The following is a 13,601-nucleotide window of genomic DNA, read 5'->3' as shown; positions in this document are numbered from 1 at the left end:
AACCAACAAGGCCAAACTGTGCCGTGTATCCACTTGGGGGGTGCCTAATAATGCCGGAACCACGCCAGCCATATTCATTCGTCGTATCCCGCGAAGATTGGTCGCTGCATCGCAAAGGGTACCAGGACCAGCAACGTCATCAGCAGAAGGTCAAAGATGTCATTAAGCAAAATCTACCCGATCTGATAACGGAAGAAAATATTATTATGTCGGACGGTCAACAGATTATTAAAGTGCCGATTCGCAGTCTGGATGAATATCGCTTCATTTATAACTATCAAAAGCAAAAACATGTAGGCCAAGGGGATGGAGATAGTCAGGTGGGGGATGTCATCGGACGTGATCCTGCCTCCCAGAAGCCTGGTAAAGGTGAGAAAGCCGGCGACCAGCCGGGACATGATATTATGGAAACGGAAGTCAGCATAGAAGAACTGGAAGATATGCTGTTCGAGGAAATGGAATTACCGAATTTACAGCAAAAAGATAAGGATCAAATTGAGGTTGAATCTATCGTGTTCAATGATATACGTAAAAAAGGCATGCAAGCGAACATTGACAAGAAACGAACCATTCTCGAAAATCTGCGCCGCAACGCCCGTGAGGGGAAACCGGGCATTCATCATATTAGTCCGGACGATCTTCGCTACAAAACATGGGAAGAGAAAACTATTCCTAAATCCAACGCGGTGATTATAGCCATGATGGACACATCAGGCTCGATGGGCTCTTTTGAAAAATATTGCGCTCGCAGCTTCTTTTTCTGGATGACCCGCTTTTTGCGCCGTCAGTATGAAAAGGTGGAAATTGTATTTCTCGCGCATCATACCGAGGCTAAAGAGGTTACGGAGGAAGAATTTTTTACCCGCGGAGAAAGTGGCGGCACGATCTGCTCTTCGGCTTATCTGAAAGCACTAGAGATTATCGACAAACGATATCCTCCTTCCAGCTACAATATATATCCCTTCCATTTCTCGGATGGCGATAACCTGACCTCGGACAATGAGCGGTGTGTGAAGCTAATCGAGGAACTTATAAAGCGAAGCAATATGTTCGGCTATGGAGAAGTGAATCAATATAATCGCAGCAGCACGCTGATGTCAGCCTACAAGAATATTAAAAAGGATCAGTTTATGTACTATGTCATCAAGGAAAAAGGTGAGGTATACCAAGCCTTACGTACCTTTTTTCGCAAACGGGAAGGGGGAACGGTGGGATGAGCACCGACCAGAAGGAGCTGGAATATGCGATATCAGAAATTATGGAGATTGCAGATGGATTCGGGCTCGACTACTACCCGATGCGGTATGAGATTTGTCCGGCGGATATTGTATACACGTTCGGAGCCTATGGTATGCCCACGCGCTTCAGCCACTGGAGTTTTGGAAAAACGTTTCACAAGATGAAAATGCAGTACGATTTTGGATTGAGCAAAATCTATGAGCTGGTCATTAACTCCAATCCCTGCTATGCCTTCCTGCTGGAGGGAAATTCTTTGGTGCAGAATAAACTGATTGTCGCCCATGTACTGGCACACTGTGATTTTTTCAAACACAACGCCCGCTTTTCAGCTTCTAATCGCAATATGGTGGAGAGTATGTCGGCCACAGCAGATCGAATCAACAGCTATGAAATGGAATACGGTTCAAAGGCTGTGGAATCCTTCATTGACTCTGTACTGGCGATACAAGAGCATGTGGACCCACAGATCATCAAACCAAGGCATCTGGATAAGCAGCGCTACATGGAGCTCAAAATTCGGGAGCAGAAAGAACCTGGAAAACGCCACCGTCCCCCTGGGCCTTACGATGATCTGTGGTCACTGGACACAGTGAAGCAGCATGATCCCGCCGAGACCGAGGGCATCAAGGTACGCAAGTTCCCACCGGAACCTGAAAAAGATATCGTCTGGTTTATTCAGGAATTCTCGGAGGTGCTGGAGGACTGGCAGCGGGATATTATGACGATGCTACGGGACGAAATGCTGTATTTCTGGCCCCAAATGGAGACCAAAATCATGAATGAAGGCTGGGCCTCCTATTGGCACCAGCGGATTGTAAGGGAACTGGATTTGACCGGGGAGGAAACCGTTGAATTTGCGATGCTGAACGCTTCTGTCGTACAGCCTTCCAAGCAAAGCCTAAACCCGTACTATTTGGGGCTGAAAATATTTGAGGATATTGAAAAACGATGGGATAACCCAACCCGTGAGGAACAAGAGCGACAAGGACGCAAACCAGGCGAGGGTCGAGCTAAAATGTTCGAGGTGCGAGAATTCGACTCGGACACCTCTTTTATACGCAATTACATGACCAAGAAACTGACAGAGGATTTGGATCTGTACGTGTTTGAGAAACGGGGACCCGATTGGAAAATTACTGATAAATCTTGGGAAAACATACGGGATCAGCTTGTGTTTTCACGTGTGAATGGAGGCTCCCCTTATATCGTCGTCGAGGATGGAGATTACCTGCATACGGGCGAGTTGAAGCTCAAGCACCAGTACGAAGGCATTGAGCTGGATTTAAAATATATGGAGCGCACACTTCCGTATGTATATCAGCTGTGGGGGCGCACCGTTCATTTGGAAACATTGATTGAGGGTAAGCTCGCCTTATTCTCATATGACGGTAAAAAACATCATCGCAAGTTTGTATAGATATATAAAATCAATAGCCATCCTAATTTAAAAAGGTGCATTCCGAAAAAACGGATATGCGCCTTTTTACTACTTACTTAATAACAGCTCTAAGCAATCACCATTTCTTACGGACTGGATGGACATATTTTTCCAGAAACTACTTCCTCCTAAATTCGACGATGTAGCTTTGATTGAGCTGTTTTCCACCTTCCGAAATGTTCTGATACATGGATAAAAACCGGGCGGATGGGCTCCATACCGTTGGGCTGTCATAGGATTGGATATCGGTCGTAACCGGAGTGGTTTTACCCGTGGACTGGTCAAACACATACAGCCCTCTCATGCCTTGCTGATCCTCATCATAAATGGAAAAAGCAAGCTTGGACCCGTCACTGGACCAGCTTCCACGACTCATTAAAGTACCTTGACCGACGATTCCTTTCTCTTTGCCCTGTTCATCCAAAATGATCATACGGGCTGGTTCGGATGTATTCCATTTCCGCTTTTCAATGGCAATAGACTTACCGTCAGGCGACACGGCAAAGGACATGGCACCCTCTGCAATGGTCACAGCCTGAGGATGATTGAGGGTGAACCGATTCAGCACCGGATACCCTTGTTTATCACTGCCTGTATAAAATATGGCGTTACCCACTTTTTCGACATGAGACATCAATTCAGAGCGATTCGGATCTTGAAAACTCAATTCTTCAGCTTTGCCGTCCAGACCAATCAGCTGGATTTTACCATCCGGTGTGCCCGTAATGAGATCATTCTCATCGCTCCAGCTCACTTCGTTAGTCATATCCAGCTTGCCAATCGATGTAATCCTACCACTGCTTAGTTCCAAAATGTAACCCTGGATATCATATTTGCTGCTGGTGCTACCTTCAGTAAAAAAGACATGGCGCTGATCCGGTGATACCACAGCAAGTAACTGTGGAGCCTTACGACCTGGTGTTAAAATCCGCTCCTTGTTTGTCTCTACATTATGAATCCACAGCTGGGTTTTACGCTCGACAATCAGCTCTTCGTCGCTCAGCCAAGACCTCGCGTAGACATCCCCCAGCCTGTCGATAGACGATACCACCAGCTCGTCCGTTACTTGCTTCTGGGCTGTATCTGTGTCAATCACAGTAAGCTGTTGGCCCGGCTTCATACCGGATGCAGAATTTGTCTCTCCTGCGTTCTTCATGCCGCAACCGCTGAGCAATCCCCCCACGATCAAGCCGGTCATGAGCACCCGCGTGGCTTTCTGTCTGAGAAACCTTGTGCGGGAATCTTCGCGATGAGAGAAGCCGTTTTTATGCCTATAGCTGTCTATGTTTTTCTTTATCATGTACAACGGCCTCCTTGTTAACGATACCCCCAGTTTAATGCCAGAACATCTCATGAATACATCGAATTGTTTCCAAGTTGTAAACAAGACATCATTCTATCTAGCCCTGTGCTAACAATCGGCCGTTTACAGGAAGCTATCGTGAACCAAGAGGGGGAGTCTAAGCGAAAATTCATTCCCACTTTCATTCGTATGGCCGTTGCCATTTTCCAACCCACCATGATCTGAAGCTGTAAGCTGCAACTCTCCCCCCATGCGCTCCGCCAGTCTGCGCGCCAGAGGAAGACCGAGTCCCGTACCGCTGTCCTGACGAGATCGATCACGACTTAAGGTAGCGAACGGCTCAAAAATCATGTTCCATTGCTCCCTAGGAATCGATGGACCGGAATTGCGTATACACACCATCACAGTGTCCTGTTCTACCCGATTCGATAACGTAATCCATCCACCGTCCCGATTGTACTTCACTGCATTATCCAGCAAATTCAGTACAATATGCATCAGATGCTTAGGGTCTCCCCACACCTGGGCAGGAACGGTATCTATCGAAAAATTCAGTCTACGCGCTGCCGCTCTTCCTCGAATACGACTCCCTGCATCTTCCAGTAACGAATGCAGTTCCACAGCCTCCGTATGCAATTCAAAATCATATTTATCCAGCACAGATAGCCGCAACGAGTCCTCGACAAGCTCGTACAACCGTTTTGTTTCCTTACTGATGCTTTCTCTCGCTTCACGCACCAGTTCAGGATCATCCCCATACATATCCAGTAAATCAGCATAAGCTTGAATAGACGTTAATGGGGTCTTTAGTTCATGGCTTATATTTCCAATAAAAGATTTTTGCTGCTGCTCTAGCTCTCTCAAGCGCTGAACCGCTTCTTCCAGCCGGAGCTTTTCGTTTTCCAGCGCGGTAATGCTCTTCCGGATCACATGACTCATTTGGAGCATTCCTTCATCCAGTCTTCCCAGTTCATCCTGCCGCCGCAGCAGTCTGACTTCTGGATAATGCCCTGCCGATATCTGTTCGGAAGCCCGAGTCAGTCGTCCGATGTCCCTCGTCTGGCGGCTAACATAGCCTAAACCCAAAATAAAGCTCAATACCAGCACCGCACCCCCCGTCCATAGAAACAAGTGGGCAATGGCCCGGTAGAACTGCTGCTGCGCTTCTATTGAGCTGTGAAGCTGTACCACTCCCAGTAAGCCGTCTGGACCTTGAAGCGGAGCCAAATAAGTGATTGCGCTTCCTTCCGTAATATACGCAATTTTGCCTTGGATCGCATAGGAGAGCGCCTGGCTGACATCTGTTCTAAAAGCCAGCGGTAGAGAATTGCCAACCTCATGCCCCTGACCATCATATAAAATAACACGCATATTACTGGATACGCCCAGTTCCACTGCGAGCCCAGGTGCCTGCTTCTTCATAAAGTCTTCCGGTGATTGGCGCACTCCCAACAGGTAAGACTGTTTTACACGCATTTCTACAATTTCGGCCTGACGCTTTAAGCTGCGTTCCATTTGATCTGTCTGGTTAGCGCGAATACCAGTAAGCACGAGCCAGCTCAGCACACCGACAGTAAACAGCAGCAAAGCCGCCAGTACCAGCGGAAATTTCCAACGCAGGCTCAAGCCTGTAGGGTTGCGTTTGCGCTTCTGTTGGTCGGTGGACCGCAAGCTTCCTTGCTGATGGAGTGAATGATGTTCGTTCACGTCATTTTCTCTGCCTTATAGCCGATACCATACACGGTCTGCAATATCGCCTGGTGTGGCTCAAGCTTCTTGCGCAAACGCTGGATATGAATATCCACCGTACGCGTTCCGCCTACATAATCGAAGCTCCATACCTGCTCCAGCAGCTCATCCCGTGTATATACCCTCCCGGCATGAGACACCAACAGCGCCAGCACATCAAACTCCTTGGGGGTCAGATCCAGCGCTATGGCTCCAAGTTCAGCTGTTCGGCTGGACGGACGTACCCGTAATGGGCCGAGGACCACTTCTGTTCCTTCCGGGGCAGGCGCTCCTTCTCGCTCCAGCCTCCGTACCAATGCTTTAAGACGAGCGAGCAGCTCCCTCAGGTCAAACGGTTTGCTCATAAAATCGTCCGCACCCAGCTCCAGCCCGAGTACCTTATCAACGATATCGTTTTTGGCCGTCAGCAGTAAAATACCGATGCCCTTCCGACTCTCCAAACGGCGGCACACCTCATATCCACCCAGTTTGGGCATCATCACATCCAGTATGAGCACATCTGGATGGAACAAACGCACTTTTTCCAAGGCGTCCTCCCCGTCAACGGCGGTTTCCACCAAAAAACCCTCTCGCTTTAATGCATAAGCCAGCGCATTTCGAATGCTCGCCTCATCGTCCGCTATCAGTATTTTTTTATCCATGTCCTGCCCTCCCTGCATAAAAAAAACGCTCCAGCTACCTATGTTCCCGCAAATAATAATGAATCAGACAGGTATGACATATAAACTGCTCACGTGGATCGTTAAGAGCAAAATCTATCATGTCGCGTATCCGTTCCAATCTGTATTTTACTGAGTTACGATGTATAAAAAGATAATTGGCTGTATCTACCAGACTGCCTCTGTTTTCCAAATAATAAAATAACGTTTTGAGTAAGTCACTGCCATGTGAGCGATCATATTGCTGAAGTCTCCCCAGCTTGCGTTCAAATACATTTGAAAATTCCTCTTTGTCCATCGCTTCTCCAAGCATATAGTGCATCTCTATATCGCTGTATTTGCATACACGTTGATCAGGATACAGCCGCTGGGCTACAGTAATGGCACGACGTGCTTCATTGTAGCTTTGCAGCAGCTCCCATAACTTTTTGGCACTTCCGATGCCTAAATAATAATCGGCGGTACCCCAGGCCTTTTCAGTCGACCAGTTTTTCAGCGTATCACTCCAGGACATTTCCTGATCAGAGCCAGGTACATTCTGGTGATCATTCTGCTGAAGAGTTGGCAGAAATAATATCGCCCGATTTGAACGAAACTCAATATGAGACACCACACGCCGTCGGGTCGATTCCATACTCAGTAGCCCAGAAAGAATCTCTTCTGGCGGAGCCGCAGCACTTTCCAGTACAGCCACCTCCCAGTCATATTCCGGATTGAATCCCAATTGACGGCCTCTCCGCTCAACCTCATGCCGCAACGGCAACGGAGGTGTCATTAGCTCATCTATAAAGTTCCCCCGTAGTCGGCTTTCCGTATCTTCTACCGCCTTTTCACGCATGAGTTCCAACGCCATCACCAGCCGTGCCTGCTCAATACCAACCTGCTCCATATCATCCAGCTCATTGCGGGCAATGACCAACTTGGCAACTGTACGTTTATCTACGCTAATGGGAAAATGACGAGCATCTTGTACCATCGTCCAATCCCATTCTTGTGGTGAAGTGACAATGGCTTGACCTCCATTATCAATCAAAGCAACCGGAGCTTTAAAAAGCTCTGCTATATTATCGCTTACAGCCTGTATGCCACTGTTTTCCAGCACCATCGTCGTTAACGTTCGATAGATTTCTTCCGAACGTCGCAGCAGCTCTGCCTGTCGGTTCAGCACCATATCCATGACACGCTGCGTAATATCCGTATAGGGAATATCGGCTGGAATCTCAATCACAGGGAGGCCGCAGGCATTGCTTTCTTCAAGCGCACTATGAGGGATTTCCGTGAGAAAGCGGGTAGGCTTGATCACAAGCGCCGCCGCTCCGCCCTGATGCAGTAATTGAATAATTTGACACAATACCTCAGGCTCATGACGGATCGAATAAGCCGTTGTCATCAACAATACACCTTCCCGGACCCAGCCTTTCAGGTCAGGGACTTCCATAATGTCAATAAACCGGACAACCCGGCTTAGCCCCTGTTCTCCGCTTAATACCTTCGCCTCCTTCAACACGGGTATTGCCATGAGCTCTTGAACTGTTACACCCGGTATTTTCATAAAGACAGACCACCCTGCTATTTATTTTGCAAAATCCTTACTTCATCTAATTTTCAGGATAGTGTATCAAAAAAGTATACAAAACAAAACCTTTTATCGCTTGGTCAAGTCTATCCACACCAGCCCATTCCTATCTTTAGGAGCTCAATGGAACATAAATAAACCGCCTTTCTAAAGAAGGCGGTTTATTCCAATATTGAACTATTTATGATGAAGTTTAAGATTATCCTGCCTGTGCCCCGTCACGAAGCAACTGCTAGCGTACCGACACGGCTGCACCCAACGCCACAATCGGATCAATAGCCCGAATACCCAGTGTACGCTCCAGCTCTGGTGCAAAGTTCATCGTTACAAAACCTGTGCAGGCAAGTACGATTACCTCAGCTCCCTTCTCCTGAAGCCGCAACGCTGCTGCCATAGCCGCCTCTTTACCTTGTGGAGTGTTCAAGTCCAGTGTCGTCTGCACACCTATGGGACGCTCTGTACCGATATAGGAATTGCCCAAAATGTGGCGAATCAGCGGCGGAGCCTCCTCCAAAATGGTCAACACGCCTACACGGCTGGCCGATGTCAGAGCCAAGAGTGCTGCACAAGACCCCGCCCCGTATACAGGTACAGATACAGCTTGACGAGTTTCCTCTAGCGCCGGATCAGCCGCGCAGCTAATACCGATAGACGTACAGCCTTGTTCAACGAGTTGTTGCGCCGCAAGCACAATTTTAGGCACCGCTTCCCGGTCTGTGATATCATCGTAGATTCCTTTCGGCTGATCAGGGATACATACACTGGTGACAGGCAGCCCGTAGCGCTGCTCAATGACCCGGCCGTGAAGGTCGATAGCTGCTTTGTCCTGCATGGTAAGCACTCTGATCATTCCAAGCATGATAACTTCCTCCCTTTTATCTCTCTAGCAACTGACCAGCCTTTATCATCAGACGATCATCCAGATATACATCCGGTTTTTGTACGACTCCGTCAATATGTACACCCGCAGCGACAGTTCCCCCGAAGGTATTATTGCTGCCAAAAGCGACATGAATCGTGCCATACACTTTCTCGTCTTCTAACACAACACCTGTAATGCGGGCTTTATCATTCGTTCCAATACCAAATTCGGCCAGCATTCTACCATCGCCTTCGCCGAGCATATCCAACAGGGACTGTCCGGCTTCCCCTTCTGCGGCGATTAATCTGCCATTTTGCACCGTCAGCAGCAGCGGTTCTTTTAAGGCACCGATTCCTGCTACAGAACCGTCCACCACAATCTGACCCTGTGCCGTTCCTTCCAGTGGAGCAATATACGCTTCACCGGAAGGCAGATTGCCCGATTCGCCAGGATTCAAATACATACCTGTGCTGGGAACGCCGTTGCGCCCTTCTATGGTAAAGTTCAGGCTATATCCATCCTTTTCAATCCGTACCTGCTTGGCAGCAGTCAGCAATGCGGTTACCTCTTCGGTCAGCGCCTTGACCTTCGGATAATCAGCAGCGATTGCTCCATTCATGAACATATCGTCTGTCATGCCAGGCATGGTCGCCAGGCGTGCTCCAGCAGCTGCGGCCTGCTTACGGGCACTTGTATGTGTCAGCGAATACCGGGTGACACATACAACAACGTTGGAGCGAAGCATGGCTTCGGCAACAGGGACTGGAGGCTCCTCGCCCGATTTGGAGCGAACCTTCATCGTCAAAATAGCTGCTTCTGCCCCCAGTGCCTTGCCAGCCTCATATATGGACTCGCCCAATTCTTTTTTATCATCGTCGGTTACGACCAGAAGCGTCTCCCCAGCGGTAAGTCCCAAACATTTTTGCAATACATTTTTACTGATTTCAATACGGTGTTGACTCATAGTTCTTACCTCCAATTTTTAGCTCCTTACACCATTTCCGATACCAGTTTGCCAATCAAGGCATTGGACAATACAACGGGAACCCCCGAGTAATGCGCCGCTAGCTCTCTATGCGTTTCCGTATAGCCCATACAATCCAGCACAATCAGATCGGCTTGATTCTTGAACTGTCCGGCTGCTCGGCAAAATTCTTCTTCACTGCCACTGTAAGGCGAGGCCGCCGCAAACTCTGGATTCAATCCATAAGGACTGAATTTAAGCTTGAGGTTATTCTTCTGTTCTTCGAGCGGTCCAATGAGACCCAATCTTCTTCCGCTGGACATAGCCTTTAGTACAGGAGGAAGCACTTGATCTGGCTCAATTAGAAAAGCGCTTTGGGTATGTAATCCAGGAAACACACCGGTACAGAGTAGCAAAATCGTACGTATGCCTTGCTCCTCCAAATGTGTGATTTTTTTCTGGAGCAGCGGCTGGATTTTTTCGCGTGAAATGACCACCGACTCCCCGGTCGTCAAGCGCGAGGTTAATACATATTCTCCCGGTGACGGTGATAGATGCTGTTGTATATAGTCCAATGAGAGCCCATCCAGCGCACCAGCCTGTACCAGCTCTGCCCGTCCTTCCAACGCCCTTTCTACGATAGGGGCCACATCTGACCGAGGGGCTTGCCCAATCGTAATCATCCCAAGCTTATGCATTTTGAACCCCTGCTTTCGCTTCATTTTATTTTACGCTCCTGGCGACAAAGGGCAAGCCCGCGGTCTGCCCTTATTTCGGTTCTGGTGAATAGTTTTAACTTATGTTACTGCAACTTTCCTAACATAAACAATGTTCGTTCTGACCAAAACAAAGGCTTATTTGTTGTGCATAAAGGATAAAAAAACAAAATCATAGCGCTATTATTACATTTTATCCCTCTTTTAATGTCAAGAAATATAACGCAGTATAAATATCTCTTCCCTCACTGCCCTGCGCTTTGAAGTGTCTTACCTGTCCGTATATGCTAAAATACTTCCGTATCGGCTATTCGCCTACAGGAGGGCATGATCATGAAACAATCTATTTTGATCGTAGAAGACGAAGAAAAGATTGCCCGGCTTCTAGAGATTGAACTTCAATTTGAAGGCTATCAAGTATGTAAAGAAAAAAACGGAATTGATGGGCTGGAGACGTATTGCAAAGGCAATTGGGACCTAGTGTTGTTGGATATTATGATTCCCGGTCTCAATGGCATCGAGCTACTTCGGAGGATTCGTAAGCATGATGCGAATGTTCCTGTCATTTTGCTGACGGCTAAAAGTTCCATTGCAGATAAGGTCGAGGGACTCGATTTGGGAGCCAATGATTATGTTACTAAACCGTTTGTGATCGAAGAGCTGCTTGCACGTGTACGGGCCGCACTCAGAGTGGGTGCAACGAAAGACATGGCTCCACAAGGGGTAGAGAAATGGCTTAGTGCCGGGGATTTACGTCTCCATGAAGGTACTCGTGAAGTTCTTCGAGGAGAGCACAACATTGAGCTTACACCGCGAGAGTTTGACTTGCTCGTTCATTTACTCAGACATCAGCGGCAGGTACTTAGCCGTGAACAATTACTGGAGAATGTATGGGGCATAGATTATATGGGCGATACCAATGTGGTCGATGTGTATATTCGCTACGTGCGCAATAAAATCGACCCTACGCGCCAGCTCCCTGAGCTGATCCATACTGTACGCGGAATTGGTTATGTTCTGAAGGAATCCTTATGAAGCTACAAAACAAAATCCATACGTATACCTCGTTATTATTCGGGATTTTACTTGTGGCCATTAACTTCTCTGTCTATTTCCTATTCAGCCAACTTTCGATAGACAGTCGAAAAGACCAGGTAGAGGCCGCAGCAGAAAACATGATTCGTGGGATTCAACGTGCTCCGGTATCCGTAGCCGCTGAGGATCTTCTCCGAGCCTATGTACCGCTGGATGGCATGCTTCGGCTAATGAAACCAGAAGGCGACTTTCTTCCCCCTATCACCTCTTCTTCCGAGCAATCTCTTAGCTTGATGAAGGGCGTTTTTGATGAAACACGGCAGGTTCGCATCATTACCTATGAAAGTAACCGTTACATTCTTGTATCGCTCCCCATGATTTGGACCAATGGCGAGGTTGTCAATCTCCAGGTGACCGAAAGTCTGCAACCGACGATGCAGACGCTACAGGTACTCAGAATCGTACTTGTTGCTGTCACTGGAATTGCACTCATTCCTGTCGTGGTATCGGGAAGACTGCTCGGCAGACTGATTACACGTCCAATTACATCTATGATTAGCACGATGAAAGAAATTCAGCGCAGCGGGAAATTTAAACGTCTTCCGCTCCATTCATCATCACGCGACGAACTGGTCGAAATGGGTGAAACATTTAATGACATGATTGAACTGCTGGAGCGAAATTTCGTCAGGCAAGAACAATTTGTATCTAATGCGTCCCATGAATTGAAGACGCCGCTCACCATTATTGAAAGTTATGCCAGCCTGCTCAAACGGCGGGGGTTGCAGCATCCTAAGATTTTTGCCGAATCCGTTGAAGCGATCCATTCCGAGGCGATCCGAATGAAGGACATGGCAGAGCAGCTTCTTCTGTTGGCCAGAAACGAAGAACAGTGGAATGTCGTGCTGGAGCCTGTACGCCTGACCAGAATAGCGACAGAATTAAAGGCTACATTTGAAAATGCGTTCGCCCGACAAATTCAACTGGATGTACAGGCAGACTGCATTGGCTATACCGATGAAAATAAGCTGAAGCAGCTCCTATTTATCTTTTTGGATAATGCACGCAAATACAGTGACGAGCCGATACACCTGATGATTGATACGATAGGCGATACAGCTCAACCCTGCATAAGAATCACAGATCAAGGAATTGGAATCCCAGAAGAAAAGTTATCTAAAGTATTCGACCGCTTCTATCGTGTGGATGAAGCCAGAAGCCGCGAGGAAGGTGGGACTGGACTAGGCTTATCATTGGCTACAGGAATTGCACAAGCTATACATGCTCAAATTGGGCTAGAAAGTGTAGAGGGGAGCGGAACAACGGCAACGATCATCCTCCCTACCGTTCCAAAATAATAAGCCAAAGGAGGGAATAACGATGAAAGCCATCTATGTGTGGATGATTGGGGGTACGCTGGCGGCTGTATTGATTACAATTTGTCTTTTACAGTGGCCTTGGGCACGGTCGTTAGCAGCTTCTCCATTGGAAGAAAAGGCCGTCATCCAATCCGTTTTGCATCAGTATCCCGGCGAGGTGCTCGAATCCCAACGCTTGGGTGATTTTTATCTGATCAGGCTGGAACGCACCAAAGGGAAGTACGATATAAAAGCCAATGCCTATGACGGTGTCATCGACTCCATTAAGCGGACACAAGCTTATACAGATGTGAAGCAGGAGCCCCAAGACCACAATCCCGGTAACTCACCAACCAGAGACACATCGAATCCAGCTAATAAACCTGACCCGGTTTCTCTCGTTATTACAGAGAAAGAAGCAGCCAAGCTTGCTGCCAAAGCAGTTAACGGAACATCCGATGATATTGAGCTTCACCGCAACGACAAAGGCCTCTATTATCTGGTTGAGGTTGAGGTGAAAAATGGGCGTGAAGCAGTGGTACAGGTCAATGCAGTATCGGGCTCTATCGACTCTATAACGTGGGAAAAAGCAAAACAGGAGCACGCCGAATCATGACGACTTGATGATCATCTCAGCTCATGTTTTCTCATGGTTTTCTCATGATTCTATTATGTTCCTCTCATGTTCAAGAGATAAGCTGT

The 13,601-nt window shown here is 47.8% G+C and carries 12 protein-coding genes; 5 read left to right on the top strand and 7 right to left on the bottom strand.

Features of this window, described 5'->3' with window-relative positions:
• Positions 1-50 precede the first annotated feature (50 nt).
• Positions 51-1,217 (top strand): sporulation protein YhbH, encoded by a 1,167-nt coding sequence (gene yhbH / locus ACYCSE_RS17610; RefSeq protein WP_459699076.1) that lies wholly within the window; start codon positions 51-53, stop codon positions 1,215-1,217.
• Positions 1,214-2,656, top strand: a complete 1,443-nt coding sequence (locus ACYCSE_RS17605) for a SpoVR family protein (protein WP_452566518.1) — start codon at positions 1,214-1,216, stop codon at positions 2,654-2,656. Before yhbH ends, ACYCSE_RS17605 begins: the two co-directional genes overlap by 4 nt.
• 139 nt (positions 2,657-2,795) lie before the next feature.
• Here ACYCSE_RS17605 and ACYCSE_RS17600 read toward each other — a convergent pair whose 3' ends face one another.
• From ACYCSE_RS17600 to ACYCSE_RS17570, 7 genes are all read right to left on the bottom strand, one after another.
• Entirely contained in the window at positions 2,796-3,977 is a 1,182-nt protein-coding gene (locus ACYCSE_RS17600) for a TolB-like translocation protein (protein ID WP_459699074.1), read from the bottom strand.
• A gap of 126 nt (positions 3,978-4,103) precedes the next feature.
• Entirely contained in the window at positions 4,104-5,687 is a 1,584-nt protein-coding gene (locus ACYCSE_RS17595) for a sensor histidine kinase (RefSeq protein ID WP_459699072.1), read from the bottom strand.
• Positions 5,684-6,370 (bottom strand): response regulator transcription factor, encoded by a 687-nt coding sequence (locus tag ACYCSE_RS17590; protein WP_459699070.1) that lies wholly within the window; start codon positions 6,368-6,370, stop codon positions 5,684-5,686. The genes ACYCSE_RS17595 and ACYCSE_RS17590 overlap by 4 nt, the downstream gene beginning before the upstream one ends.
• A gap of 34 nt (positions 6,371-6,404) precedes the next feature.
• Positions 6,405-7,940 carry a PucR family transcriptional regulator gene (locus tag ACYCSE_RS17585; protein ID WP_459699068.1) on the bottom strand — a complete coding sequence of 512 codons (1,536 nt, stop codon included), beginning with the start codon at positions 7,938-7,940 and terminating at the stop codon, positions 6,405-6,407.
• A 256-nt stretch (positions 7,941-8,196) separates the two neighbouring features.
• The gene (locus ACYCSE_RS17580; RefSeq protein WP_322162719.1) at positions 8,197-8,823 is read right to left on the bottom strand and encodes an aspartate/glutamate racemase family protein; all 627 of its coding nucleotides are present in this window, start codon (positions 8,821-8,823) and stop codon (positions 8,197-8,199) included.
• 16 nt (positions 8,824-8,839) lie between these two features.
• Positions 8,840-9,790: an aminopeptidase gene (locus ACYCSE_RS17575; RefSeq protein WP_459699065.1), complete on the bottom strand. Its 951-nt coding sequence runs from the start codon at positions 9,788-9,790 to the stop codon at positions 8,840-8,842.
• A 26-nt stretch (positions 9,791-9,816) separates the two neighbouring features.
• Entirely contained in the window at positions 9,817-10,512 is a 696-nt protein-coding gene (locus tag ACYCSE_RS17570) for an AroM family protein (protein ID WP_459699063.1), read from the bottom strand.
• 327 nt (positions 10,513-10,839) lie between these two features.
• Between ACYCSE_RS17570 and ACYCSE_RS17565 the strand changes: the two genes are divergently transcribed.
• Genes ACYCSE_RS17565 through ACYCSE_RS17555 form a run of 3 tightly spaced genes read left to right on the top strand, consistent with a single transcriptional unit; the run spans position 10,840 to position 13,515 of the window.
• Positions 10,840-11,541 (top strand): response regulator transcription factor, encoded by a 702-nt coding sequence (locus tag ACYCSE_RS17565; RefSeq protein ID WP_061831416.1) that lies wholly within the window; start codon positions 10,840-10,842, stop codon positions 11,539-11,541.
• Positions 11,538-12,899, top strand: coding sequence for a sensor histidine kinase (locus ACYCSE_RS17560; RefSeq protein WP_061831415.1), 1,362 nt, complete (start codon positions 11,538-11,540; stop codon positions 12,897-12,899). Before ACYCSE_RS17565 ends, ACYCSE_RS17560 begins: the two co-directional genes overlap by 4 nt.
• Before the next feature lie 22 nt (positions 12,900-12,921).
• Positions 12,922-13,515 (top strand): PepSY domain-containing protein, encoded by a 594-nt coding sequence (locus ACYCSE_RS17555; RefSeq protein ID WP_459699060.1) that lies wholly within the window; start codon positions 12,922-12,924, stop codon positions 13,513-13,515.
• The last annotated feature ends 86 nt before the right edge of the window (positions 13,516-13,601 follow it).

Source organism: Paenibacillus sp. SEL1, assembly GCF_054602535.1.
This window is presented reverse-complemented; position numbering and strand designations above follow the sequence as displayed.

What these genes read in the sequence shown, in the direction of transcription:
- yhbH (WP_459699076.1), top strand. Translation starts at nt 51, where the DNA reads ATGCCGGAACCACGCCAGCCATATTCATTCGTCGTATCCCGCGAAGAT.
- ACYCSE_RS17605 (WP_452566518.1), top strand. Translation starts at nt 1,214, where the DNA reads ATGAGCACCGACCAGAAGGAGCTGGAATATGCGATATCAGAAATTATG.
- ACYCSE_RS17600 (WP_459699074.1), bottom strand. Translation starts at nt 3,977, where the DNA reads ATGATAAAGAAAAACATAGACAGCTATAGGCATAAAAACGGCTTCTCT.
- ACYCSE_RS17590 (WP_459699070.1), bottom strand. Translation starts at nt 6,370, where the DNA reads ATGGATAAAAAAATACTGATAGCGGACGATGAGGCGAGCATTCGAAAT.
- ACYCSE_RS17585 (WP_459699068.1), bottom strand. Translation starts at nt 7,940, where the DNA reads ATGAAAATACCGGGTGTAACAGTTCAAGAGCTCATGGCAATACCCGTG.
- ACYCSE_RS17580 (WP_322162719.1), bottom strand. Translation starts at nt 8,823, where the DNA reads ATGCTTGGAATGATCAGAGTGCTTACCATGCAGGACAAAGCAGCTATC.
- ACYCSE_RS17575 (WP_459699065.1), bottom strand. Translation starts at nt 9,790, where the DNA reads ATGAGTCAACACCGTATTGAAATCAGTAAAAATGTATTGCAAAAATGT.
- ACYCSE_RS17570 (WP_459699063.1), bottom strand. Translation starts at nt 10,512, where the DNA reads ATGAAGCGAAAGCAGGGGTTCAAAATGCATAAGCTTGGGATGATTACG.
- ACYCSE_RS17565 (WP_061831416.1), top strand. Translation starts at nt 10,840, where the DNA reads ATGAAACAATCTATTTTGATCGTAGAAGACGAAGAAAAGATTGCCCGG.
- ACYCSE_RS17560 (WP_061831415.1), top strand. Translation starts at nt 11,538, where the DNA reads ATGAAGCTACAAAACAAAATCCATACGTATACCTCGTTATTATTCGGG.
- ACYCSE_RS17555 (WP_459699060.1), top strand. Translation starts at nt 12,922, where the DNA reads ATGAAAGCCATCTATGTGTGGATGATTGGGGGTACGCTGGCGGCTGTA.